The sequence below is a fragment of the Flectobacillus sp. BAB-3569 genome, from assembly GCF_002270355.1.
Lineage (GTDB): Bacteria > Bacteroidota > Bacteroidia > Cytophagales > Spirosomataceae > Flectobacillus > Flectobacillus roseus.
In genome coordinates this window covers 174,599-200,614 of record NZ_NJFZ01000015.1, presented here as the reverse complement: position 1 = coordinate 200,614, position 26,016 = coordinate 174,599, and the positions used below count along the sequence as shown (strand labels likewise).

The window sequence follows — 26,016 nt, the reverse complement described above, 5'->3', positions numbered from 1 at the left end:
TACGGTCAAAAAAAACAACTATTTGGACAGTACATCGAATAACTGGTATATAGTACAGATGACCAATTATTGGGGTGAACAACCGAATGTTTGTTAAAATGAACCAGTTATCTGTTACCGTTTGTGAGTTTGATTATTATCTAAGAAATTCAAGAAATTAATATTTTCTCACACTATTTGCTTCATTACTTATGCTAACATTCAAATATCCAATGCCTTCCGTCAAGGCAAATCAATCTTCAATTTTTTGTATTGACAAAGAATATTTTTCAAGTGATCAAATTGTCTCACTTATTGCAGACGGTAATTACAGTTCAATCCATCTCGCAAATGGAAAAGTATATATTTCAGCAAGAACCCTAAAAAAATATGATTTAATTCTGAGTAATCTTGGCTTCATAAGAATTCATAAATCATCTATCATTAATCCCAATTATGTGGTTGCTTGTCCTGTGCCAGAAGTAAAGCTTTCCAATGGTCAAACTTTAGCGGTGAGCCGAAGAAAAATCAGTGAAGTCAGAAGAAGGTTTAGATAAAGAGCTACCTCCAATCCAAATTTTGACATTAAAGGCTAGTCTAGTGTATTATTAGAACTTTGGGATTGACTGCTAAACACGCTATCAGTTCGGCAGTCAATCATTCATAATTAGGCAAATGAGTTCAAAACTTAAAGATAGTAAGTAAGATTATTTGCTTTAGGCATTAGGCGAAAGGCACTAGTCAAAGAGTGTAAAATTATTTTTTAGTAACGATAGATATGTTTTTGCCTAAAGCCTATTGCTTAAAAACTTAAATATTCGACCCAGCCACATAACTGGTTGTCCATGCAGCCTGAAAATTGAACCCTCCAGTTACAGCATCAATATCCAGTACTTCTCCCGCAAAAAACAATCCTTTAATTTTTTTAGACTCCATTGTATTGGGATTGATTTCGTTTAAATCTACACCACCACAAGTAACAAATTCTTCTTTAAAAGTTGTTTTACCAGCAACTGTCTGATTACAATTGATCAAGTTCTCGGTGAGTTTATTGAGTTGTTTGTTCGAAACATCAATCCAACGTAGTTGCTCGTCTATTTCGGCTAATTCACAAAGGCGTTTCCACAAACGTGAAGGAATACCCAATAATTGATTTGATTGAATGACTTTTTTCGGATGTGATTTTTTCTGCAAAGCCCACTGTTCGCGCACTTCATGTTCAGTTGTTTCTCCACACCAATTGATCAAGGTCGAAAACTTGTATTCTACCTCCGCTAATTCTTTTGCCCCCCAAGCTGATAACTTTAAGATAGCTGGACCAGAAAAACCCCAGTGCGTCACCAACAACGGTCCATCCTGCTTTAGTTTCCTTCCTGCAATCTTAACATTAGCATTGGGCACACTTACACCTGAGAGATCTTTAAAAACTCCTTCGGGGGTATTGAAAGTAAATAATGAAGGTAAGGGCTTCAGAATATTCAAGCCCAAATCTGCCAGCCAACGATAACCTTCTACGTTGGGGTTCCCTCCCGTAGTTACCAGCACGGCATCGACTTCAAGGTTTGTTCCGTCTAATAACTCAAGGACAAATCCAGTCTCTTCTTTCGGGTGGATTTTGGATACACCCGTGGAAGTTTTTACTTGAACGCCTTTTCTAATAGCCTCATTTTCTAAACATAATGCAATGGTTTCGGAGCTATCTGTGGTGGGGAACATGCGTCCATCTGACTCGATTTTTAAAGCAACACCTTTTTGTTGAAACCAGTCAATAGTACTTTGAGGATTGAAGGTCTTGAAAAGTGGCTTCAAAAAGCTTCCTCCTCTTGGATAGAACCTTGCCAACTTTTTGTCATCAAAACATGCATGTGTCACATTACAACGACCTCCGCCCGAAATCCGAACTTTGTTGAGAACCGTCCTATTTTTTTCTAATAACAAAACCTCAGCAGCAGGATTTTGTTCGGCAGCTCTGATGGCACCAAAAAATCCAGCGGCTCCTCCTCCTATTACGACTATTTTTTTTCGACTCATTTGATTTTTTTATCTAAGACTTTTCAATTCTGATACTGTTCGAGCTTATTTCTCGTTTTTTTAGTCAAAAAGCCCCAGACTCTTACGTTAATTAGTACGAAATTAGTAAAATTGTAGTCTTTTAGCTCAATCCTAAAAGCCTATTCTGAAATTACTTTCAAAAAATCGCTGTGGAGCATCTGGCTCCAATCAATGCTATTCATACCAAAATGGGTCTAGAAAAACCCAGTAAAATTGTATTATGAAAACCAGTAAAATTAAGTTCTTATTTTTTCTAGTGGTACTCGGAATCGTTCTATATTATTGGGGGCAACCACACCCTTTTCAGCAGTTTAAACACGATGTTTCAAACATTTTCAACGGTAAAAATGAAAAGAAAAAAGAACCTTGGACTCGTGAAGGACGTGAAGATAATGTGGCAAGCGACACAAAAGAAAATGACACCGAAGCCACTGACAATGAAGCAAGTGACACAAAAAGCTCTTCTAAGAAAGATAACTCTATTGTAGATATTCTGAAAGATGCAGTAGAAGAAGGCACCAAAACTTTACCCAATATTAAAGATGAGGTTTTCAAGGATAATAGCTCCTCCAATGTTGTGTTCAAAGACCTCGACAAATACAAACCTTACTCTTCGAAAGACAAGGAAATTGTACGACATACTGGTTATATGTTGAGTTATCAGGAGGACTATGAGCAGGCATCTTGGGTATTGCATTTATTAAAATCAGAGGCGGCAAAAGGTACTGAACCTCGTTCGAATGAGTTTATAGCCGACCCCGAAGTATCTACAGGTTCGGCAGTCACTCAGGATTACTCTCGATCGGGTTATGATAGAGGACACCTTTGTCCTGCGGGAGATTTTAAATATGATCACGAATTGCAAAACGAGACTTTTTACATGTCCAATATGAGTCCACAAGCACCCGACTTTAACCGTGGTATCTGGAGTGATTTGGAAAGTAGAATCAGAAAATGGGCACAAGATAGAGGTGATTTGATTGTTGTAACTGGACCTATTTTGCGCCAAGGTTTGGAATTTATCGGAAAACGAAATCAAATCGCTGTACCCGAGTATTATTACAAAATTGTATACGACCCAAGAGATAAACAGGCTATTGCTTTTTTGATGCCCAATCAAGCTTCTTACGAAACTGTCCGCTCTTTTGCCGTGAGCATTGATAGTATTGAGAAAAAGACAGGAATAGACTTTTTTGCCAAACTTCCCGAGTCTCTCCAAAAGCAAATAGAGTCTGAAGTAAACGTAGATGACTGGTTCTAAAAATTGTGCGAATTGAGATTGATAGATATAGAGATTATTTCAGTTGTAGAGACGCAATACGTTGCGTTTAAAGATATGTCAACACGAATTTAGCCTCGATCGAGAGGCTAAATTATGATAAAATTCGTGGCATATTTTATCATTTCAATAAATTATCGACGCTATATTTTTGGGTTAAAGAGATTTTTTGAATCTTTGTCAAAAAAGCAAATTGAGGAAACTGTAGAAAAAAACTTCTGGTATTTTTCCCTTAACTTGATTTTATACTAACCAACAAACGGTTGAAAAACCAACAAGTACTTAAGTGTTTTAACCCCCTGTTTTATGAACAAAGTTTATTTGAGTGATTCGGGCCCTAAAGTTTCAGAAGCGGTTTATGGATTTTGGAGATGGACTAACAATGGTGAGCAAACCATTAACCAGATGGAAAAAATCGTAAATCTTTGCCTCGAATTAGGAGTAAATACTTTTGACCACGCTGACATTTATGGTAATTCTTCTATCGAAGAATATTTTGGTAAATTAATCAAAAATAAAGGGGTCAAAAGAGAAGATATTGTGTTGTTCAGTAAGTGTGGAGTTCGTAAATCAACTAAAGGATATACGTATTTTGACAACTCTGAAAAATATATTTTGGAAAGTGTAGATAACTCTTTGAAACGCCTTGGTACAGACTACTTGGATATCTTCTTGTTGAATCAATTAGACATGATTAGCAATCCAGAAGAAACGGCTCAAACGCTTCGTGAGTTGGTTAACATCGGCAAAATCAAACATATTGGAGTGAGTAACTTTTCGGTATTCCAACACCAATTACTGGAATCATACTTACGCAAACCTATCGTTACCAATCATATCGAACTAAACTTAGCCAACACTTCTGCTATTGAGGATGGTCGTTTGGACTTCATCAAACAACGCTTTAGCAAACCATTGGCTTGGGCACCGTTGGCAGGTGGAAAAATCCTTGATGGCACAGATTTCAAATCGGCAATTTTGAAAGAAAAATTAGCGGAAGTTGGTCAAAAATACGGTGCTAATATCGAACAAACCGCTGTAGCATGGTTGATTCAGCTAGGTACTTTACCAATTATTGGTTCATTATCAGAGCAACGTATTCGTAATGCTGTGAGCGCTACCGAAATCAAATTGAACCACGAAGATTGGTATGAGATTTATAATGTAGCCTTGATGAAATAGATTGATTTTTTTGCTGTTGTTGGAAAGAGCTCCAACAACAGCAAAAATTCTAAAGAACTATCTTCTCAAATTATCGCAAATAACAGCGGTAGCAATACCAGCGTTTAGTGACTCTGCACCACCAAATCTTGGAATTGTAATTTTGTGCGTTACAACCTCCTCCACTGCTTCAGAAATCCCGTTAGCTTCGTTACCTATGATGATATACCCACTAGGCGCAAAATTGAGCGTGTGTACATTTTCTGAGTCCAAAAATGCCCCATATATCGGTTTTTGTTGTCCTTTTAGATATTTTACCAAATCGGTATAAAACAAAGATACCCGCGTAAAAGAACCCATCGTTGAAGATATAACCTTGGGATTGTACAAATCTACCGTTCCTTCTGAGCAAATAATCTTTTGAATACCATACCAGTCTGCGATACGAATAATCGTTCCCAAATTGCCGGGGTCACGAATTTCGTCCAATACTAAGGCGTATTCGGTGTCATTCAATAGCAACTCTTGATTAGATTTCATCTTCGCAACCGCAAGCGCTGCGTTGTTCGAACTAAATGTACCAGCCTTTTCTAATTCTGCCTGTCCTACAATTTCGGCTCTTAAAGGTTGTTTGTCTAATAGAGGTTTAGTTTCTTTGTAAAAATCCTCAGTAACATACAACGACTCCAGCTCAAAATCAGATGAAAGTAGCTCAACCACACTTTTGGCGCCTTCTACTACAAAAGATTGGTATTCTTGACGAAACTTTTTTTGCTGAAGAGAATTAATGTATTTAATCTGGTTTTTTGACAACATAAAGCAATATTTTAAAAGGTTAGTCGCTGTATATCAGCACCCTTGTTACATATATTAAGTATGACTTTGAGACATTTTTGCCTATATCTCACATTGATTAGTATCGGTAGTTGGCTTTCCAGCTGTACTACTTCTAATATATTCTCTGACCCATTGCTCTATTCTCAAAACTTTCGTGGCAACAGAAAGATTACTACTGAGAATCTAGAGCCCCTATTGCCCCAAAAACCGAACAAAAAAATTCTGCGAACTCCTATCACGCCCGGTTTGTATTTTTATCAGCTTTTTTCTAAAGATTTTCCGAAAAAGAAACTTCAATGGGAATATGAACTTACAAAGTTAAATGAGGATTTTGAGGAACAAATAAAAGGACTTGATATTAATTCAAACGAATACAACAAACTTCTTCAAAAGAAAGAAAAAAAGGCACAAAAACTTACCAGAGCCATCGCTGAGGGCAACTGGGCCATGCGTACATTCGGAGAACCACCCTCTTATTTTTACAAGGATGAGTCAGAGAAAAATGTCGAAAAAATTAAAACTTACTATAAAAATCATGGTTTTTTCCTCACGCAAGTTTCTTATAAAGTCGATTCTTTATTTATCAAAAAAGGAAGCGTGGCTGTTACCTACGTTATCAACGAGGGAGTAAGTTACCCTATTGGAAGCAATGATTCGCTGGTAGTAAAAGATTATAAAATTTTACAATTATTAGAAAAAAACAAAAAGCAAAGTTTTCTTAAATCAGGCGAAAGACTCACCCTTGAAAACTATAATGCAGAAAAAGACCGAATAGAAAGCTTATTGAAAAACAACGGCTACTATGCTTTCTCTAAAGATTTTTTAAGTCTAAAAATCAATGCTTTAGATACCGCTAAAACTGGAAAACTCCAAGTAATTACCTACATTCCAAGTCCCGACCGTAATCCCCGAAGCAACAATTATTCAACGGCTTACAATATCGGGAATATTCAATTTATTGCCGATGGTACTTATACAAATGCCTATCGTACCACGGTCGATACGGTGTATAGTCCTAATATTCAATACATTTTCGTAAATAAAAAGTTTTCACCAAGTGTATTAGATACAAAAATTGATTTAAGAAAAAATCAAGTATTTAGTCAAGAAAAAATCAACCAAACCCAAAAGAAATTATACGGTTTGGAGCAGTTCCAATTTACACGTATCAATTTGGACACAACCAAAGGGGTGATCAATGCCTCGATTTATGCCAAACCTTTAGATAAATACGAATTTTCGGTCGAAACAGGTGGAAGTGTATTTGCAGGAGGAAGTCTCAACAACTTAGTGCCAGGTCCTTTTTTGAATACTTCTTTCAAAGCTAGAAATATCAATAATAGTGTCAATTCCTTCGAAACAACTTTTCGATTTGGATTTGAGGCTCAAGCAGGTTTTTTACGCCCCGATTCAGTAAACCGAAATCTTGAGTTAGGATTAAATACCTCGTTTATTATTCCAAAAATATTATTACCTGAAGGTCTTGCCCAACGTTTCGAGAACTATTCGCCACAAACTCGTATCAGTGTGGGTGGCGAGTTTATTGGTCGCCAAGAATATAACCGTTTTGGTTTTAAAGTGGCTAGTACTTTCAACTGGCGTCCGTCGCCCAACAAATACTGGCAAGTATCCCTTTTTGATGTCAATCTTGTTAACACCAGTAACCAAGCGCCTGCTTTTCGTAACTTTTTGGATAGCTTATTACGCTTAGGGAACAACCTCAAACGAAGTTTCCAACAATCATTTATCTCCAGTATGAGTGCCACATACACTTACACTGATAACCCGTATGGACAACTCAAACAAGGGAAATACTTAAAGCTATTTTTTGAGTCTGGTGGTACTACTTTGAACTTAGTAAAAGGAAATAAATTTGGTTTCTTGACCAATCTTTTACAAGATTCTCTGCAATTCTATCGATTTATCAAAGCCAGTGCCGATTACCGAAAATATATTCCTATTGGTCGTAGCGATAAAACCCTTTTGGCCTATCGAATCAATACAGGTGCGGCCTTTGCGTATGGAGCTGACAAGGATTTACCTTATGAAAAGAACTTCTTTATCGGTGGACCAAACAGCTTGCGAGCATGGCGACCTAGAGGACTGGGACCTGGTTCATTTACTGGATCTTTTGATAACCCAGGGAGTATTATTCTTGAAACGAGTGCGGAGTTGCGTTTCAAAATTATTCGTTTTTATGGAGACCTAAACGGAGCTCTTTTTGCTGATGCTGGTAACGTTTGGAGATTTCCTAATCAAAACACCGCTGGTTTAACAGGTTCAGATTTTCAACTAAATCGCTTCTACAAAGAAATTGCAATGGATATTGGTTTTGGTTTGCGCTATGACTTATCATTTTTCGTGATTAGATTTGACTGGGCTGTACGCGTCCTTGACCCTGCCTTTAAGGGTGATAATTGGGTATTTTTGAGAGACAACCTCAAAAGTCCACTCTATCCCGAACAACCGTATACAAACCCTTTGACTCTTAATTTTGGTATTGGATATCCATTTTAAGCGGATCGATTTTCTATTAACAAATATCAGCGAGGCTTGACAGAAACGAGCTTTTTTACTACCTTATTATAGTTAAAGTAATCTACTTTTGATCTTTTAATTCTAACTGCCATGATCTACAAAGCCTCATTAGACAAACTCGCAAAAATTACTTCGATAAGTGTTACGCTATTATTTGCTTTTATGGCAATTTTTCTTTTTCCAATGCTTCAACAAGAAAGTTTTTGGGTGACTGTACTAACGATCGTTTTGCTCGTAGCTACTTATGCAATCAGTTTAGGCTACAGTCCACGAGGCTATCAAATTACAGAAGATATGCTTGTGATCAATCGACTTTTTTATAATGCTAAATATGAAAGACGAAAAATCGAAAAGGTTGAAATGCTAAGCAATGAGCAGATGGGATTTGCCATTCGTACATTTGGCGTCGGAGGTTTATTTGGATACTTTGGCTATTTCTCCAGTAAAAATCAAGGTTCAATGCTTTGGTACGCGACCCAACGTGAAAAATTTGTCATGATTCACCTTGAAGGAAACAAAAAAATCGTCCTTACTCCCGACGATGCCATAGGTTTTGTATCAGATTTAACACTTTAGTTAATGTAGAATTGTGAGTTAAGACTTCAAACTATTTCGGATTTCGGAAATAACGAAAAATATCATTGTTTGTACAAAATCCTGAAGGTTACAATTCCGAAATCCAACATCCGATATCCGAAATTGTTCTACGTTCCTTTTAAACTTCAAGCTCAACACCTTTTTTAGCAAAATAAACAATTCAAGTAGCTTCTTTATTTGAAAAAAAACACCTGCTCGATTAAACAATTCTTCATTTAATCTATCAAAGCGTTATATTCTCATTTCCAACAATCACCTTATGAAGCAATAATTTACTGAATATATAGGCTCATACACGAGCATACATATTTCTTTAACTGGGTCAAACATCGCTAAAACTAAATTTAGTCATGACTATGATTGCTTCAACTCTCAAAAGAATTTCGCTTTTGAAAAAGGTGTTATTCTTTACCGCTTGTACTCTTTTCATTCAAGTAAAAACCTATTCTTTCACAGATCCCAAACCCATAAGCATAGACAGTTTACGCTATGGGAAATTCGGAAAATTAACAATGTATCATCCATCGGGTACGCCTAATTCATTGGTTCTCTTCGTGTCGGGCGATGGTGGCTGGCAATCTGGCGTGTTGAGCATGGCTCGTTATTTAGCCTATCAAGGAGCTTAGTGGCAGGAATTGATGCTAAATATTTTGCTGCTTCGATGGCAAAAGACAAAGGTGCATGTTCTTACCCTGCTGCTGATTTTGAGCAGTTAAGTATGATGCTTCAACGTAAGTACCATTTTGCCTCTTATCAAAAACCTATTCTTGTGGGATATTCTTATGGCGCAGTATTCATTTATGGACTTATCGCTCAGGCACCTGCTGGTACTTTCAAAGGCGGAATTTCACTTGGATTTTGCCCAGATATAGACCTCAAAAAACCTTTTTGTAAAGGCAATGGGCTTTTGTATCATGTACTTAAAGAAGGCAAATCGTATTACTTTGACCGTGTTGAAAAACTTCCTGCACCATTTATCGTTCTCAACGGGGTAAAAGACCAAACTTGTCCTTACGATGCCACTGCTTCTTTCTTAAAAGGTATCAAAAATGTAGAGCTCATCACTTTGCCGAAGGTGGGTCATGGATTTTCGTATACAGGAAATTGGCTACCTCAGTTTAAACAAGCTTACAATTCCTTAGCAGCAACGACTTCAAAAGCATTACCAGTAAGTCTCAAAACAGATTTACCTATTGATATTATTGAACCGAAGTCAAATGCCAATAATGAATTAGTATTTTTCCTTTCGGGGGATGGCGGCTGGACAAGTTTTGACCAAGGTATTGCCAATGCCTTTGCTGAGAAAGGCATTGCTGTAATAGGCTTAGATTCCCAAAAATATTTCTAGAATGCTCGAACTCCAGAAGAAACGGCAAGGAAAATTGCAGAAATTGCGCAATATTATTTGCAATACAAAGAAGTCAAGTCATTCCGAATAATGGGGTATTCTTTTGGGGCTTGCGTAGCTCCTTTTATTGCTAATAAACTTCCTGAATCGCTTCGAGAAAAACTATCTAGTATAACCCTACTCTCACCTGATACTAAGGGAGATTTTGAAATCCATGTGGCAGATATGCTTAGTTTGGGAGGCAATAATGACCCTTATGATGTCGTCAAAGAAATGGAGTTATCTCATTCTTTCAAACGACTTTGTCTATTTGGAAGCGACGAAGATGCCGACATCACCAACTCTTTTAGAAAAACAGGAGCCAAAGTAGAAATTCTCCCAGGGGGGCATCATTTTGACAATGCCTATACGAGTATAGTTAATAAAGTTTTAGAAAATTAGGTGTAAAGGCTGAGAATAGCAAATACACAAATTACCTAATAATGAGAACTTTACAATAGTATTGCATTTCTGAGTCCGTTAAAAAATCTCATAATTCTATGAAAAACCTCCTTAAATCTCGAAACTACTATTTAAAAGAAATTCTTGCTTTTTTGTTTCTACTATTAGCAATATATTTCTTCCGACAACAACAGTCTGATATCGTGCAGTCTGTGGATATAGTAAAAAATGTTGACTTGAGTTACTTCTTTGTAGGCATATTAGTCACCGTATTGTATATCCTACTCAATGGACTCATGTATGTATATGCCTTTCGAGCAGTACAAAGTAATATCACACTTACAGATGGGCTAAAGCTCTTTCTGAAACGAAATCTTATCAGTGTATTTTTGCCGGGTGGGGGCGTTACTTCCTTGGCTTTTTTCAATCAAGAAATTGAAAGAAAAGGCGTAAGTAAAACTCGAATTAATTTTGCATCCTACATCTATGCTGTTGTAGGCATTGCCTCTCTTGCATTGGTAGCATTCCCTGTTTTAGTTTATCTGGCAATAGTCCGCAGCTCTACGGCTAGTTCGTGGTTAGTCTTTGGGGGAATTGTCGTGCTAGTGGCATTGTTGGTGTGGGCAACTTGGTCTTTTCTGGAGAAAGGATGGGTGTACGAGCAATTAACCAAAGTAAGTCCGCAGTTTGAAATGTTAGCCGAAGAAATCAATGTAGGGAATTTTTCGGTAAAAGAAATACTGATGGTATTACTCTTTTCGGTAGGTATTGAAATCACGGGGATGCTACACTTAGGTATTGCCATGAAGGCTCTAGGATTGTCTGCCAGCATCGAAAGTTGCATAGCGGGCTATGTGATAGCAACACTTTTCTATGTCATTTCTCCATTTTTGAGAGGTTTGGGAGCGGTGGAAGTTTCCATGATTTTATTGATAACTTCTTATGGATTTAGCGAAACCCAAGCCATTTCTATCACCATACTTTACCGTGTGTTTGAGTTTTGGTTACCGCTGGTTGCAGGCATTGGCAGTTTTTTATTGAATCGAGGAAATATCCTGCTAAGAATACTTCCTGCCATGCTACTGGCGTTGTTGGGGATTGTCAATATTATCTCGGTGCTCACTCCTCCCCTTGTTGAACGTCTTCAATTATTAGAAAATTTCCTACCTGTTGCCGCAGTGCATCTATCCAATCAGGCGGTTTTGATGGCGGGTATTTCTATGTTGATTTGTGCGGCATTCTTGATGAGAGGACAGCGTAACGCTTGGTTGATGGCGGTACTGCTCAGTACTGTATCGCTAGTTGGTCATTTGACCAAAGCGATTGATTACGAAGAATCTATTTTTGCGCTTTTTACGCTGATTATTTTACTTTTTACACGAAAACAGTACTACGTGCGAAGTGATCGAAAATTGCAAAGTTTTGGTTTACGCTTGGCAAGTTTAATCTTGGGAATGGTATTAGTTTATGGCGTCATTGGTTTTTACTTTTTGGACAAAAAGGAATTTGGCATTGACTTTTCTTTGAGTAATTCCATCGAAAACAGTATACGAAGCTTTTTCCTTATTGAAACAACGGTCTCTCCTGTCACTCGTTTTGCCAAAGGTTTTATTCACTCTATCAATCTTTTGGGAAGTTTGTCCTTGGGTTTGCTTATCTATGCTTTTGTCAAACCATATATTTTTCACTATTCTTCAGATGAGGAAGAACAAGCAAAAGCACTTGAATTATTAGCCAAATATGGTCACACAGCCGACGACCATTTCAAAGTAGATACTGATAAAACTTTCTTTTTCGGCACTAAAATCGAGGGATTTATCGCTTACAAAATTGCCTCTGGTTTTGCCATTGCTTTGGGTGAGCCCGTCTGTGAAGATTCTCCAGAAAGTATGCGCAAGTTGCTACACGAATTTGAAGTTTTTTGTAAAAGAAATAGTCTTAAAACCGCGTATTACAAAATTGATGAAAGCGAACTATCACTTTTTGAGTCTTTTGGTAAAAAATCATTACCAATCGGTCAAGAGGCTGTCGTGAATTTACAGACTTTTACTTTGGAAGGAAAAGACAAAAAATCGTTGAGAAATGCCCTAAATACTTTGGAGAAAAAAGGGTTTAAAACAGTCGTTCATCAAGCGCCCATCAAAGATGGCCTTTTACAAAAACTCAAACACGTTTCAGATGACTGGCTACGCTCTTTAGAGCGAAAAGAAATGGTTTTTCTCAAGGGATGTTCAATTGGAATGAGTTGAAAAATCAAACCATTATTACCATTGAAAACAGCGATGAAAAAATAGTTTCTTTTCTCAATATCATTCCCGATTATACACCCAATGAAGGAACGTATGACTTGGTCAGAAAAACGGAGGATGCCCCCTCTGGCTCAATGGATGCGCTGATTATTGCCCTTATAGCCCAGCTCAAAGAACAAGGATTGAGCGCCCTCAACATGGGCGTAGCGCCTATGTCGGGTATCGACCAGCCAAAAGATTTTCCAGAATGGACGGTAAAATTTGCCTACGAAAAACTCCAACAGTTCCGTCATTATCATGGATTGAGAGACTTTAAAGATAAGTTTAATCCAACATGGGTCAATAAGTATTTAGTCTATGAAAATCACTATGATTTAATAAGCCTTCCTATGGCTTTGGGTAAAGTGATGAAACTATAGGTCTTAGTTTTGGCTTTCGGCAATGAGTTATTATTACCTAGTTCGAGACTTTGTCTTGAACTAGCAATTTACCCTCTTAAGTATTAGTGCAGAATTATATTTAATAGGGGCAAGGCAACAGTCACAAGGCAAAGAGTGTTAAATCGTTTTTTAGTAACAATAGATATATTTTTGCCGAATGCTCAAAGCTGAAAGCCGTAAGCTCAAAAATTAAATTCTATTTTGTCCACTATCTTAAGTACTTCATTGTTAAACACCTCCCCCATCTTTTTGTGGAAAATTAGCCAATACTTGTAGCATTTTATCCTATCATACTTTGGCATTGAGTATAATTGATTTCATCCAACTTTTTATCCATAAGGTACAAGTAATTGTACTATATTTATGAATAAACCTAGTAACAGATGAAGAAACTTCTTCTTGTATTTTTCCCTATCTTAATTTTATCTTCTTGCGGTAGCAGTGTGCCAGAAGAACTTAAAGCGGAAATCGCTCTATTACCAAATGAACTTGACTACAACATGGACGTAAAGCCTATTCTTTCGGATAAGTGCTTTGCTTGTCATGGGCCTGATAAAAAGAAACAAAAGGCTGGTTTACGCCTCGACCTCGCCGAAGCTGCTTTCGGAGATTTGCCCGAAAATCCGGGCAAAGTAGCCATCGACCCCGGCGACCTCAACGATAGCGAATTGGTGCGTCGTATTCTTACGTCGAATCCCAAAGAAATCATGCCTACGCCCGAATCTCACCTTTCTTTGAGTAATAAGGAAAAAGCTGTTCTAATCAAATGGATTAAAGACGGGGCTGAATACAAAGCTCATTGGGCATTTGAAAAACCCGAAAAACCTCGTGTGCCTTCGGTAGAAGCGGAGGATTGGGTAAAAAATGACATTGATAATTTTGTTTTAGCCAAACTCGAAGCCCAAAAACTCAAACCACAACCCGAAGCCGATAAAGAAACCTTGCTTCGTAGGGTGTATTTAGACCTCACAGGCTTACCGCCAAGCATTGCCGAAATAGATGCTTTTTTGGCTGATAAATCGCCTAATGCTTATGAAAAAGTGGTGGATAAATTACTCGCTTCGCAACATTACGGTGAAAAATTGGCTACCGATTGGATGGACGTGGCTCGCTTTGCCGATTCGCATGGCTATACGGTTGATAGGGTAAGAGATATGAGTCCGTTTCGGGATTGGGTTATCAAGGCTTTTAACCAAAATTTGCCTTACGACCAATTTATCAAATATCAGTTGGCTGGCGATTTGTTGCCCAATGCAACTTTAGACCAAAAAATTGCTACGGGTTTTTTGCGCAATCACCAACAAAACATGGAAGGAGGGATTGTTGAAGAAGAGTTTCGGGTAGAATACGTCGTGGACAGAACCAATACCCTTGGCACTGCATTTTTGGGCATGACCCTCGAATGCTCTAAATGCCACGACCATAAATATGACCCGCTTTCGCAGAAAAACTACTACCAATTGTTTAGTTTCTTCAATAATGTAAACGAAGCTGGACAAATCTCTTGGGACGATGCCTTGCCCGTGCCAACCTTGCAATTGCCTACCGCCCAACAACAAGCCATTGTCAAATATATCCAAACCAAACTCAATACCACGATTCAAAACAAAGCGTATCCTGCTAAAATCAATGCAGAGTTTGAGCAATGGATTCGTAGCCAACAATACCAACAAGACTTAGCCAATCAGCCCGATACTGTTGGCTTACAAGGATATTATACCTTCGATGATGCTTTGCTCAACCTTCGCAACAAAGCCCACAAACCCAAAATGGCCCGTGATGTGGGTGGCACCGATAAAGATAAAGCAACGTACATCGCAGGAAAAAAAGGCAAAGGACTTTGGATGGAAGGCGACCTTTGGTTTGATACTCAAGGCGTTGGAGCTTTTCATCGCTACGAACCTTTTACCGTGTCTATTTGGGTAAATATTCCGAAAAAACTCAAAGAAGGAGTCATCCTACATCGGGGTGTTTCGGGGCTTTTGTATGGTTTTAGAGGCTATCATTTGCAGGTAAAAAACAACAAACTCGAATTTAATTTGGCTCGCACCGCTCCCGATAATGCCATTATTGTACATACCCAAAACGATGTTCCCAAAAACCAATGGATTCATCTAGCCATTAGTTATGATGGTTCTTCGTCGGCCAAAGGAGCAAAAATTTATGTAAATGGCCAAGTAGCTCCGCTCAATGTCATCAATGATAACCTGACAAGGGATATTGTGTTTTTTGAGCATACCTACAAAGTACAACCAACTTTACAAGTGGGTGCTTGGGGCAGAGGCTTAGGGTTTAAAAATGGAAAAGTGGACGAGCTAAAAGTATATAATCGCTTGGTATCGCCCTACGAAATAGCTGTTTTAGCCGAAAAGGCTAGTTGGAACAACTTGCTAACCAAGCCTTTTACTATGCTCAACGAGGCAGAAAAAAATGCACTCAAAGGTTATTTTATATCAGCAAAATCGACGCTTGCCAAACAATGGTTGAAAGAAATCACCAGTTATCGTAAAGCTCAAAACGATAGTTCCGAAAAAATTCGGGAGTACATGGTCATGAAAGAAATGCCCAAACCCCGACAAGCCTATATTTTGGAAAGAGGTTTGTATGATAGTCATGGAGAAAAAGTTTTTCCGAATACTCCCGAAAGCATTTTACCATTTAAAGAAAAATTTGCTAAAAACCGTATTGGTTTAGCGGATTGGTTGGTGGACGACGAGCATCCGCTTACGGCACGAGTAGCTGTAAATCGTTACTGGCAAATGCTTTTTGGTATAGGTATCGTCAAAACAACCGAAGATTTTGGCAACCAAGGAGAATTACCCGTCAATAAAGATTTACTCGATTATTTAGCGGTTGATTTCAGAGAAAACCAATGGAATGTAAAAGCCCTTTTGCGTAAAATTGTGCTTTCGGCAACATATCGACAAAGCTCTAAAGCCAGTAAAGAATTATTGGCGCTCGACCCCGACAACCGACTGATGGCACGTGGCCCCGCCAACCGTCTTACCGCCGAAATGATAAGAGATAATGCACTGGTAGCAAGTGGTTTATTTAAAAATAAAATAGGAGGGAAAAGCATCAAACCTTATCAGCCCGAAGGACTTTGGGCCATCAATGGCGATATTTACATCCCCGACACGACCGACGAGATATACAAACGAAGCTTGTATATGCTTATCAAACGTTCTGTGCCACATCCTACTTTAGCCACGTTCGATGCTACAGCAAGGTCGTCATGTACCGTAAGGCGACAAAAAACGAGTACGCCATTACAGGCTCTCACCTTGATGAACGACCCTACTTTTATTGAAGCGTGTAAAGTAATGGGGCAAAACATGGTAAAAGAAGGCAATACGCCAAGGGCATTAGTCAATGTGTTTAGAAAAATTACGGGTCGCAAACCGATTCCAGCAGAATTAACCTTGCTTTTGCAACAGCAAAAAGCTTTGTATCAAAAGTTTAAAGCAAATCCGAAAAAGAAAGATAGTTGGCTCAATACGGGACTTTATCCGATAGACCGCCGTTTAGACCAAGATTGGATAGCCACCAATACCATAGTAGCTAATACCATTCTAAATTCCGACGCATCTATTACTAAAAGGTAATCCGATATAAAAAATCACTCAATCACAAATCACTCAATCACAATTAAACAGATGGCACATCAGCATGATGAGGAATTTCGCCTACTGGGAGGCGAGTTCGATGAACTCAATCGGAAATATGATAGAAGACGTTTTTAAACCAAAACTTCTTTAGGTCTTGGTGCATTAGCCCTTGGCGGTTTGTGGGCAGGAACAGAGCTATTGGCCAGTGGCAAAAAGCCCAATACCACTAGCCTCGAAGCAGATGTTTTGGCGGCATTACCGCATTTTGCTCCCAAAGCCAAACGAGTGGTGTATTTGTTTATGAGTGGCGGCCCTTCGCAGTTTGAAACCTTTGATTACAAACCCAAATTATACAATATGCTTGGGCAAGACCTGCCCGACTCGGTACGTGGAAACCAGCGTTTGACGGGCATGAGTGCCAGCCAAAGCCGCTTTCCGATTGCTCCTTCTTTATACAAATTCAATGCGCATGGACAAAACAATACCATGATTTCGGAATTGTTGCCCCATACCGCCAAAGTTGTAGATGAATTGTGTATCATCAAGTCGATGTACACCGAGCATATCAACCATGACCCTGCTATTACCTTTTTTCAAACAGGACACCAATTGCCAGGCCGACCCTCGATTGGCTCTTGGGTGAGCTATGGCTTGGGTTCTGATAACCAAAATTTACCTTCATTCATTGTATTGGTTACGAAAAATGGAGGCGGACAACCCCTGTATTCTCGTCTTTGGGGGAACGGTTTTTTGCCAACCAAACACCAAGGTGTACAATTTAGAAATGGCAAAGACCCTGTTTTGTATCTCAACAATCCTGAAAATTACGACGGTGCTGACCGCCGTGAAATGCTTGATTACCTCAACAAACTCAACAGCCTGCAAGCCGATTATTATGGCGACCCCGAAGTAGATGCCAAATTGGCTCAATACGAAATGGCGTTTCGTATGCAAACGTCTATTCCAGAAGTAATGGACATGAGCGACGAACCCGACGAGGTGTTTGAATTGTATGGAAAAGATTCGAGAGAATCAGGGACTTTTGCAGCTAATTGCCTAATGGCGAGAAAATTACTGGAAAAAGATGTCAAATTTGTACAACTCTATCACCAAGATTGGGACCACCACGCTGCTTTGCCTAATGGTATTCAAAGCCAATGCCAAAAGGTTGACCAAGGTTGTGCAGCTCTCATTACTGACCTCAAACGCAGAGGTTTATTAGAAGATACCTTGGTGATTTGGGGCGGAGAATTTGGTAGAACGGTGTATTCACAAGGCAAACTTTCACCTGAGAATTACGGACGAGACCATCATCCGAGAGCCTTTAGTATGTGGATGGCTGGAGCAGGTGTAAAAGCAGGTATCAGTTATGGCGAAACCGACGATTTTAGTTATAATATCGTCAAAGACCCTGTGCATGTACACGATTTTCAGGCTACTTTGATGCACTTGTTGGGCATAGACCATGAAAGATTTACCTTCAAAACACAAGGCCGTAGGTATCGACTAACCGACCTGAGTGGCAAAGTAGTAAAAGATATTTTAGCCTAAAACCAAACCTTTTTATAGACTATGAATTACAATAGAAGAAATTTTCTCAAAAATACAGGGTTAACGGCTGCCGTAGGAGCATTGGGCATGAGCCAACAACCTACGTTGGCTCATACAAGTACCAAGGAGCTTGTCATTGGACACAACGATTTTCGGTATAAAGTAGATAAAAACTGGGCTAAACTCACCGTCAATCGCACGCCTTTGTTCAATTGTCACGAAATGGTGCAAGACCAACAAGGTCGATTGATTATGGTTGGCGACCACGTAGCCAATAATATTTTGATTTTCGACAAATCTGGTAAGTTATTGGACAACTGGACGTTAGCATTTCCGGGGGCACATGGATTGAGCTTGGCAAAAGAAGGCTCAGAAGATTTTTTACTGATTACCGATTGCGGTTGGTACCAAGACCGCAGTGGTCAATGGAAAAGTCAAGCAGGACAAGTCATCAAAACCGATACCAACGGCAAAGTAATTTTTACGATTGGTCATCCTCGAACCATTGGCGTTTACAAAGACAACGAGCCATTTATGCCCACCGAAACCGCCGTAGCTCCTAATGGCGATATTTATGTAGCCGATGGCTATGGCAGCGATTACATTATTCAATACAATAGCAAAGGGCAATACATTCGGCATTTTGGAGGCAAACACAACGCCAATCCTGAGCATAATTTAGTCAATGCACATGGCGTTTCAATTGACCTCCGTGACCCCAAAAATCCGAAAGTGGTTTGTTCGTCGAGAGAAGAAAATTGCTTTAAGTTTTTCACCCTTGATGGCAAATATTTATATAAAGTAGAATTGCCCGGAATGTATGTTTGTCGGGCGGTATTTCATCGAGAAAACCTCTACGCTGGCGTTTGTTGGAGTAAAGATAAAGAGGGCAAACAAAACTGGGGCGATTCGGGCTTTGTCACCATTTTAGATAAAAACAACCAAGTCGTGAGTAATCCCGGTGGCAATGCTCCTGTGTACCAAAATGGAAAGTTACAAACGGTATTTTCAACAGAAAATCCTATTTTTAGTCATGGTCATGATGTTTGCATCGACGAAGACGATAGCATTTATGTGTGCCAATGGAATGCCAACCACACAGCCCCAATCAAACTAACACGAACGGTATAAATATGAGTGCTGAATTGTGAGTGATGAGTTTTGAGTACAATTTTATGATTACTAATACTTTACCTCGTCAATCTATCAAATATATTTTTTGAGTTTTCGGCTTTCAGCTATGGGCATTCAGCAAAAGCATATCTATCGTTACTAAAAAACAATTTAACACTCTTTGCCTTGTGCCTAAAATACAAATCTCACATCTAATTTAGCTCACTAACTAAATACAAATGATTTTATTGGATATTTTTTCTTACCTCGGACGAATGCACCCTTTGGTGGTGCATTTGCCGATTGGTTTTTTAGTACTCGCTGCTGTTTTCGATCTTTTAACCTATAAGTCTAACTATGCTTTCCTAAAACCTACTGTGCCGCTCATTTTACTTTTGGGAGGCTTTTCGGCTACAATTGCCTGCGTAATGGGATGGTTTTTGTCACAAACTGGCGATTACGACTATCTCATATTAAGAAATCACAAATATACAGGTATCAGTGTAGCCGTAATTTCCTTTATTTTTTATGGATTAAAAAGTACTTTTTCCCAAGCTATTTTTCAGCTTTCTGATAAAACATTTTCAGGCTTATTATTGGCACAAATGTGCCTATTGAGCTATGCAGGGCATCAAGGCGGAAACCTTACGCATGGGGCTGATTACCTAAGTTTGAGCCAAATAACCCAAAAAGAAAAAGTACAAGTAAGCAGTTTGAGTCAAGCCAAAGTTTTTGAAGATTTGGTTTTACCAGTCTTAGAAAACAAATGCCAACAATGCCATCAAAATGGCAAAAAGAAAGGCGATTTATTACTCGTAAATTATCAAGATTTACTGAAAGGAGGCAAAAATGGGCCAGCAATTGTATTGGGTTCTTCGGCGAAAAGTGAGCTATTCCGACGAGTAACCTTGCCTGCCGACCACAAAGAATTTATGCCAACCGACGGCAAACCAGCTTTAACACCCGAAGAAATAGCCGTGCTAAAATGGTGGTTAGATGAGGGGAAAGGAGCGGAAAATATTGGCTTTACGGCTGTGCCTCATCACGAAAAAATGATGGCTGTAGCCTCTAATATGTTGGGTATCGCAGCGACAACTTTACCACAGGAAAGTACAATTATACAAGCCATTATCAATCCCAATATTCCAAAGCAAGTAGATGAAAAAGCATTGCAAAATGCCATTGCTGGAGGTTTTAATATTCGGTTGATGAACCATAATCCAGTAATGTTGGATGTGAGTTTTATTGATAAAAAAGCTACGCCAAACTTGGCATTGCTTGTGCCTTTGGCTAAAAATATTGTATGGTTAAATCTCAATCAATTAAACCTTTCCAACAACGTTGGCTCGTCGATTGCGTTGATGTCTAATCTCGAAAAATTACGTTTAGAAAAAAATAACATTAGCGATGGCATTGCCTCCGATTTGATTGGACTGCAGCACTTAAACTCCCTCAACCTCAACGAAACACAGGTAAGTAATGTAACAGTTACAGAATTGAAAAAATTGAAATCTTTACAACACTTATATGTTTGGAGAACCAAGGTTTTAGAAACTCAGCCTAATGATACCAACGCTCATGTGTTAAAAATTATCAGTAAATAGCATCCAGTACTCCTTAAATACCCTGACGGTTTAGAGCTATCGGGGTATTTTTTTTATTCATTCCAACCTTTTTTATATCTCGCTACTCTTTATTAAGACTGTACAGAAGTTTTCAAACATTTGTGGATTACTGATTATGGAATTATAAAAATACTTTTCATTTTGATAAAGTGGGTTATGCTTCCTAAATGGATGATTCGTCGAATTCTTCGTACAATACTAGCTCTTTATCTAAAATTCAATTCAAAATTTATTCTAAAACTATGAGAACATTATTTGTAGCCATTTTGATGGCATTGGCAGTGGTAAGTTGCAAGCAAGATGGTCAATCGATTGGCACTCAGGAAAGTATTGTCGGCAAATGGGCACCGACTTACGAAATATTCGACGAGTCTACCCAAAAATGGAGTTCTATCCAAACGTTAGTTGCACTCCCTACTTATGAGTTTACGTCAGATGCACGTGTACTTCAAAACGACAAGCCAGCAGGCGACCAAGATTGTTGTGGATTTATCGGAAACAAATATGCATTTAAAAATGGGAAAATAACTTTTTCAGACTTTAAGATATGTCCAAACGTAAGCTGCTATGCTTTACATTGTGACGGCTGGATAGTCAGAAAATTAGAAGGTGATATCATGGAAATAGCTCAATGTCCAGGCGGAATCATGAGATACAAAAGAGTAAAATAATTGTCATCTTTCCCTTCAAGAAATCGTGCAAAATTAGATATAAGTTGTGTGCTTTAGGCACTAGGCAAAGAGTTTCAACATATTTTTAAGTAACTACAGATATGCTATTGCCGAAAGCCCATTGCTGAAAGTCGAAAGCCAAATTGTTGAGTTTCATTTTGCCCACTAACTTACGTATGAGAGCATTTATCAGCATTTCAACCGTATTTATCGTACTCTTCATCTCTTGTAAAAACGGGAATGATATTGAGCCCAAAAACCTCATTGGTCAATGGCGACCTACTTATGAGATTTTTAATGATAGTACTCAAAAATGGGAGGTCATTCTATCGTATATGCTACTCCCCAACATTGAATTTACTTCAGATGGAAAATTTCTTATAAACAACCGACCAGGCTCAGAAGGCGATTGTTGTGGTTATATCGGAAGTCAGTACAAAGTGGAAAACAACATGGTTATCTTCTCTAACTTTGGTACACCTTGTCCTAATGCCTTATGCCTCAACTCTACTTGTAAAGGATGGTCTATCAAGAAGTTAAGCGAAGAAACCTTAGAAATATATCAGTGTCCGAATGCAACTTATAGATATACGAGAGTAAAATAAAAATAAGGCTTTACTTGCGCACAAGTAAAGCCTTATTTTTGTAAGTTTGAATAGAAATTGCTATCACTAACTATCTTGCATAATGACTACCGTTATTTCGTATTTCTTACCAGCTATCCTATTATTTTGGCTTACCACATTCAACCCAAAGAATGTTGAATTTTCGTTTTCAAAATTTCAGAAAGTAGTTAAAAAATCACATAAACTCCCACGCACTTAGATATGATCCAGCATTTTCTGCATATTCGATAAACTTAGCATAAAAATCAAATTGTGCTAGGGTGGCACTATCACCAATTACCACAAGTTTTTTCTTGGCTCTAGTCATAGCGACATTCATTCTACGAATATCGGAAAGGAATCCTATTTCTCCTTCTGCGTTGTTACGCACCATACTGATATACACTATGTCGCGCTCTTGTCCCTGAAAACTATCTATGGTATTAACCGAGATTCTTTTCAAAAACTTCTCTTCAATTCCCGAATGTTGTACTAATTGTTGTAATTCCAACACTTGTTGTTTGTAAGGCGAAATCACAGCAATACTTGGCGCAGCGCTATCTGGTTTTTCGACTTTGTAATTTTCTATTAATTGAGTAAGATGTTTTACCAACAATTGTGCTTCCTCTGGATTGATGGTTGAGGTTCCAATTAGTTTTTCCTCAAAACCACAACCCGCAGTATCTACAAAATTCAAGGCAATTTCTCCATCAAACAAGGTTCTTTGTGCGACCGACTCATGCGCTTTCAATAAATTTTGGTAAAATACTTGCGACGAATATCCCATAATCAACTCATTCATACGGTATTGTTCTTGTAATAATACCACAGATTCGGGATGGGCTACTACAGATTTTTCTAAAAGTGTTTTACTCAATCCTTTTTGCGAAGCTTCATTTGATTTGATGGTTGGTGCCAATTGACAGTGATCTCCTGCTAGTATCACACGTTGGGCTTTCAAAATCGCAATCCAACAGGCTGGTTCCAAAGCCTGACCAGCCTCGTCAATCACTACGGTTTTGTACTGCAATTTTCTGACTGTATAATGATTTGCGCCCACCATCGTTGCTGTGACAATTTGAGTTTTGGTCAAAATATCATCAATCATATATTGCTCCGTGCGCTCTACCTCCTTCATGATTTTATGCGCCTCCTCAAATAACAATTTGCGTTGGTCACGCTCAGCTTTGCCAAAATTACGCTTGTACTTATGTGCCATACTTTTGAACTCCTGCGCTTGTTTCTTAAAGCGTTTGATTTCTTTAATGGCGGGGTGCTCCGTCATTTTAGCATCTAAAGTCAATGCCATCAAAGCATCAGAAACTCTCGCTGGATTGCCCACTCGTAATACATTGAGCCCCGCTAGTGACAGCTTTTCACTCAACAAATCTACAGCCGCATTACTAGGTGCTACCACCAGAATCGGTCCTTGGTCTTTTTGAGCTAGTTGCTGAATGGCTTCTACCAAGGTCGTAGTTTTTCCAGTCCCTGGAGGGCCATGCACTATGGCCAAATCTTGCGCTTGAAGGATTTTGGTTAACGCTTTATTCTGGAACTCATTGAGTTTTGGACTAGACCTAGCCTGTATATATTCATCAAATGTTGGTTTGGTTTGCCCCGTTAACACTTTTATCAAATGTGCTTTCGGCGAATTACTATCATTGAGATGCACTTGCGCTACTTTCAAAGCCGCAAACATTTCATCATAGCTATTTTCATCAAAAAGTACATCTACCCCCAACTTTCCATCGCGACTCCAATCGGGCAATTCATCGGTTTTTAGGGTCAACTTTAACCTATTGCCCCCTTGATAGGAAACTAGCCCTTCTATCCTATCATCTGAAGGATTATGATTGCTAAACAGCGTTGCAGGAACGCCAAAACGAAACACATGCGCCAAATCATGATGCGTTGTACGTTCCAACTCCACACTTATATAATCGCCCTTTGTCAACTCTGTACCACGAATAGCCACTGGATACCACGTAAGTCCATTAGCGCGTCGCTCGCTTACGCTAGTGCTTTCGGTCAGTTGTTTGTATTGGGTACGGTCTTCTTCCCGCTCTATTTGTAATAAGGATGTTAAATTTTCAAAATATGACATTAGAATAAGTTATGAATGATGAGTGCGGAGTGCCGAGATTCCATAATTGATTTCTTGATTATTTATTTTCGAGAAAACATTTACTCCTTGTGGCAACATCATTGAATGATGAAAAGCTTAAATTTTCCTAAAATTTCTTAAATGAAACCTTAAGGTTGAACTAAAACTGTGAAAAGGTCATTTACTATCATGTCAAATCGGTACATGCTAGGATATAAACTCAAGAAATAGCACAATTCCACAAAAGTCTGACATAATGGCAGGATTGACAAGAAAAATCCGTAAATTTGTAGATTAAAACGAATGAGGCGGTCAATTATGAACAAAAGTATTCTGATTGCGCCCAACACCCTATTCGAATCATATTATTCTTAATCAAAAGATGAGAAGCTTAGAAATACTCAAAGACGAAGACAAAGAAGCGTTGGAAGTAGCCCGCATTTCGGTGGACGAAACTGGCAAGGAAAGTAAAAAGAAATTATACATCGAGAGTTACGGCTGTCAGATGAACTTTTCGGATAGTGAAATCGTAACTTCGATTTTGCAAGAACAAGGCTATGCCACTACAAGCCAATACGAAGAAGCTGACGTAATCTTGTTGAACACTTGTGCTATTCGTGAAAATGCGGAGCAAAAAGTGAGAAATCGTCTGAAAAACTTTACACCACTCAAAAAGAAAAAACCTCAGGTTGTGGTTGGTGTATTAGGTTGTATGGCGGAACGCTTGAAAACGAAATTTTTGGAAGAAGAAAAAATCGTTGACGTAGTCGCAGGCCCAGATTCTTATCGTGATTTACCTAACCTTTTCAGTGAGGTTGACGAAGGTCAAAAAGCTATCAATGTATTCCTTTCTCGTGACGAAACTTACGCCGACATTACACCAGTACGTCTGAATTCAAATGGCGTTACTGCCTTTGTAAGTATCATGCGTGGTTGCGACAATATGTGCTCATTCTGCGTAGTGCCTTTCACAAGAGGTCGTGAGCGCTCACGTGACGTACATTCTATCCTAAAAGAGTGTCAAGAATTACATGACAACAACTTCAAAGAGGTTACACTCTTGGGACAAAATGTAGACTCATACAAATGGTCGTCTGAAGATGGCACAGAAACAGTCAACTTTGCTCAATTGCTTGAAAGAGTAGCTTTGATTAGTCCAGAACTACGTGTTCGTTTCTCTACGTCGCACCCTAAAGATATTACTGATGAAGTTTTGCATACTATGAAAAAGTATGAAAACATCTGTAACTATATTCACTTGCCAGCACAATCAGGTAACTCGAGAGTCTTGAAAATCATGAACCGTACCTACGACCGTGAATGGTATTTGAATCGTATCGATGCGATCCGTGCTATTTTGGGCGAAGAGTGTGGTATTTCGCATGACCTTATTGCAGGTTTCTGTACCGAAACAGAAGATGAGCATAAAGATACCTTGAGTCTTATGGAATATGTAAAATATGACTACGGCTATATGTTTGCTTATTCGGAAAGACCAGGAACACCTGCTGCCAAAAAATTGGAAGATGATATTCCAGAAGACGTGAAAAAACGCCGTTTAAATGAAATCATTGCCCTTCAACAACAACACTCATTGGCAAGAAACCAAATGTCAATCGGTAAGGTTCAGAAAGTATTGGTAGAAGGTTTCTCAAAACGTTCAGACGATTTCTTACAAGGACGCAACGACCAAAACAAGGTGGTAGTATTCCCTAAATTAAACTTCCAAAAAGGCGACTACGTAAACGTTCTTATTAAAGAATGTACCGCAGCAACCCTAATTGGAGAAGCGGTGGTTTAGAGAATTGTGAATGTTGA

At 38.7% G+C, this 26,016-nt stretch carries 16 protein-coding genes and 2 pseudogenes; 15 read left to right on the top strand and 3 right to left on the bottom strand.

Annotated features, from left to right (window positions below; translation table 11 throughout):
• Positions 1 to 191 precede the first annotated feature (191 nt).
• Complete coding sequence (locus BWI92_RS14860; RefSeq protein WP_095164045.1) at positions 192 to 536, top strand: LytTR family DNA-binding domain-containing protein; 345 nt, start codon at positions 192 to 194, stop codon at positions 534 to 536.
• 253 nt (positions 537 to 789) lie between these two features.
• Here BWI92_RS14860 and BWI92_RS14855 read toward each other — a convergent pair whose 3' ends face one another.
• Complete coding sequence (locus BWI92_RS14855) at positions 790 to 2,010, bottom strand: NAD(P)/FAD-dependent oxidoreductase (protein WP_095164044.1); 1,221 nt, start codon at positions 2,008 to 2,010, stop codon at positions 790 to 792.
• A gap of 241 nt (positions 2,011 to 2,251) precedes the next feature.
• On the opposite strand from BWI92_RS14855, the gene BWI92_RS14850 reads away from it, so the two are divergent.
• Positions 2,252 to 3,292 (top strand): DNA/RNA non-specific endonuclease, encoded by a 1,041-nt coding sequence (locus tag BWI92_RS14850; protein ID WP_095164043.1) that lies wholly within the window; start codon positions 2,252 to 2,254, stop codon positions 3,290 to 3,292.
• A 324-nt stretch (positions 3,293 to 3,616) separates the two neighbouring features.
• Positions 3,617 to 4,492, top strand: coding sequence for an aldo/keto reductase family oxidoreductase (locus BWI92_RS14845; RefSeq protein ID WP_095164042.1), 876 nt, complete (start codon positions 3,617 to 3,619; stop codon positions 4,490 to 4,492).
• A 57-nt stretch (positions 4,493 to 4,549) separates the two neighbouring features.
• Here BWI92_RS14845 and BWI92_RS14840 read toward each other — a convergent pair whose 3' ends face one another.
• A complete protein-coding gene (locus tag BWI92_RS14840) occupies positions 4,550 to 5,287 on the bottom strand; it encodes an RNA methyltransferase (RefSeq protein ID WP_095164041.1) in 738 nt (245 codons plus the stop codon).
• Between the two features lie 60 nt (positions 5,288 to 5,347).
• Here BWI92_RS14840 and BWI92_RS14835 point away from each other — a divergent pair, with 60 nt between their 5' ends.
• The 11 genes and pseudogenes from BWI92_RS14835 (at position 5,348) to BWI92_RS14775 (ending at position 22,094) form a co-directional block, all read left to right on the top strand.
• On the top strand, positions 5,348 to 7,825 hold the full coding sequence (locus BWI92_RS14835; protein ID WP_095164040.1) for a BamA/TamA family outer membrane protein: 2,478 nt from the start codon (positions 5,348 to 5,350) through the stop codon (positions 7,823 to 7,825).
• Between the two features lie 183 nt (positions 7,826 to 8,008).
• The gene (locus tag BWI92_RS14830) at positions 8,009 to 8,422 is read left to right on the top strand and encodes a PH domain-containing protein (protein WP_176464433.1); all 414 of its coding nucleotides are present in this window, start codon (positions 8,009 to 8,011) and stop codon (positions 8,420 to 8,422) included.
• Positions 8,423 to 8,793: 371 nt separating this feature from the next.
• Positions 8,794 to 9,069: a hypothetical protein gene (locus tag BWI92_RS14825; RefSeq protein ID WP_095164038.1), complete on the top strand. Its 276-nt coding sequence runs from the start codon at positions 8,794 to 8,796 to the stop codon at positions 9,067 to 9,069.
• A 35-nt stretch (positions 9,070 to 9,104) separates the two neighbouring features.
• Positions 9,105 to 10,232: pseudogene (locus tag BWI92_RS28260) on the top strand (AcvB/VirJ family lysyl-phosphatidylglycerol hydrolase).
• Between the two features lie 98 nt (positions 10,233 to 10,330).
• A pseudogene (locus BWI92_RS14810) lies at positions 10,331 to 12,900 on the top strand (phosphatidylglycerol lysyltransferase domain-containing protein).
• A gap of 404 nt (positions 12,901 to 13,304) precedes the next feature.
• Complete coding sequence (locus BWI92_RS14800) at positions 13,305 to 16,526, top strand: DUF1553 domain-containing protein (RefSeq protein ID WP_095164033.1); 3,222 nt, start codon at positions 13,305 to 13,307, stop codon at positions 16,524 to 16,526.
• Between the two features lie 201 nt (positions 16,527 to 16,727).
• On the top strand, positions 16,728 to 18,080 hold the full coding sequence (locus tag BWI92_RS14795) for a DUF1501 domain-containing protein (protein WP_409024753.1): 1,353 nt from the start codon (positions 16,728 to 16,730) through the stop codon (positions 18,078 to 18,080).
• Between the two features lie 21 nt (positions 18,081 to 18,101).
• A complete protein-coding gene (locus BWI92_RS14790) occupies positions 18,102 to 19,211 on the top strand; it encodes a twin-arginine translocation signal domain-containing protein (RefSeq protein WP_095164032.1) in 1,110 nt (369 codons plus the stop codon).
• 221 nt (positions 19,212 to 19,432) lie between these two features.
• Positions 19,433 to 20,797 carry a c-type cytochrome domain-containing protein gene (locus tag BWI92_RS14785; protein WP_095164031.1) on the top strand — a complete coding sequence of 455 codons (1,365 nt, stop codon included), beginning with the start codon at positions 19,433 to 19,435 and terminating at the stop codon, positions 20,795 to 20,797.
• Positions 20,798 to 21,060: 263 nt separating this feature from the next.
• Complete coding sequence (locus BWI92_RS14780; protein ID WP_095164030.1) at positions 21,061 to 21,489, top strand: hypothetical protein; 429 nt, start codon at positions 21,061 to 21,063, stop codon at positions 21,487 to 21,489.
• Positions 21,490 to 21,665: 176 nt separating this feature from the next.
• The gene (locus BWI92_RS14775) at positions 21,666 to 22,094 is read left to right on the top strand and encodes a hypothetical protein (RefSeq protein ID WP_095164029.1); all 429 of its coding nucleotides are present in this window, start codon (positions 21,666 to 21,668) and stop codon (positions 22,092 to 22,094) included.
• Between the two features lie 196 nt (positions 22,095 to 22,290).
• Here BWI92_RS14775 and BWI92_RS14770 read toward each other — a convergent pair whose 3' ends face one another.
• The gene (locus BWI92_RS14770; RefSeq protein WP_095164028.1) at positions 22,291 to 24,198 is read right to left on the bottom strand and encodes an AAA domain-containing protein; all 1,908 of its coding nucleotides are present in this window, start codon (positions 24,196 to 24,198) and stop codon (positions 22,291 to 22,293) included.
• Between the two features lie 382 nt (positions 24,199 to 24,580).
• Here BWI92_RS14770 and miaB point away from each other — a divergent pair, with 382 nt between their 5' ends.
• Positions 24,581 to 25,999 (top strand): tRNA (N6-isopentenyl adenosine(37)-C2)-methylthiotransferase MiaB, encoded by a 1,419-nt coding sequence (miaB, locus tag BWI92_RS14765; RefSeq protein WP_095164027.1) that lies wholly within the window; start codon positions 24,581 to 24,583, stop codon positions 25,997 to 25,999.
• Positions 26,000 to 26,016 lie beyond the last annotated feature (17 nt).

Excerpts from the sequence above, each read along its gene's own strand:
- BWI92_RS14840 (WP_095164041.1), bottom strand. The coding sequence starts at position 5,287 with ATGTTGTCAAAAAACCAGATTAAATACATTAATTCTCTTCAGCAAAAA.
- BWI92_RS14825 (WP_095164038.1), top strand. The coding sequence starts at position 8,794 with ATGACTATGATTGCTTCAACTCTCAAAAGAATTTCGCTTTTGAAAAAG.
- BWI92_RS14775 (WP_095164029.1), top strand. The coding sequence starts at position 21,666 with ATGAGAGCATTTATCAGCATTTCAACCGTATTTATCGTACTCTTCATC.
- miaB (WP_095164027.1), top strand. The coding sequence starts at position 24,581 with ATGAGAAGCTTAGAAATACTCAAAGACGAAGACAAAGAAGCGTTGGAA.
- BWI92_RS14790 (WP_095164032.1), top strand. The coding sequence starts at position 18,102 with ATGAATTACAATAGAAGAAATTTTCTCAAAAATACAGGGTTAACGGCT.
- BWI92_RS14845 (WP_095164042.1), top strand. The coding sequence starts at position 3,617 with ATGAACAAAGTTTATTTGAGTGATTCGGGCCCTAAAGTTTCAGAAGCG.
- BWI92_RS14855 (WP_095164044.1), bottom strand. The coding sequence starts at position 2,010 with ATGAGTCGAAAAAAAATAGTCGTAATAGGAGGAGGAGCCGCTGGATTT.
- BWI92_RS14780 (WP_095164030.1), top strand. The coding sequence starts at position 21,061 with ATGAGAACATTATTTGTAGCCATTTTGATGGCATTGGCAGTGGTAAGT.
- BWI92_RS14860 (WP_095164045.1), top strand. The coding sequence starts at position 192 with ATGCTAACATTCAAATATCCAATGCCTTCCGTCAAGGCAAATCAATCT.
- BWI92_RS14800 (WP_095164033.1), top strand. The coding sequence starts at position 13,305 with ATGAAGAAACTTCTTCTTGTATTTTTCCCTATCTTAATTTTATCTTCT.
- BWI92_RS14830 (WP_176464433.1), top strand. The coding sequence starts at position 8,009 with ATGGCAATTTTTCTTTTTCCAATGCTTCAACAAGAAAGTTTTTGGGTG.
- BWI92_RS14850 (WP_095164043.1), top strand. The coding sequence starts at position 2,252 with ATGAAAACCAGTAAAATTAAGTTCTTATTTTTTCTAGTGGTACTCGGA.
- BWI92_RS14835 (WP_095164040.1), top strand. The coding sequence starts at position 5,348 with ATGACTTTGAGACATTTTTGCCTATATCTCACATTGATTAGTATCGGT.
- BWI92_RS14785 (WP_095164031.1), top strand. The coding sequence starts at position 19,433 with ATGATTTTATTGGATATTTTTTCTTACCTCGGACGAATGCACCCTTTG.
- BWI92_RS14770 (WP_095164028.1), bottom strand. The coding sequence starts at position 24,198 with ATGTCATATTTTGAAAATTTAACATCCTTATTACAAATAGAGCGGGAA.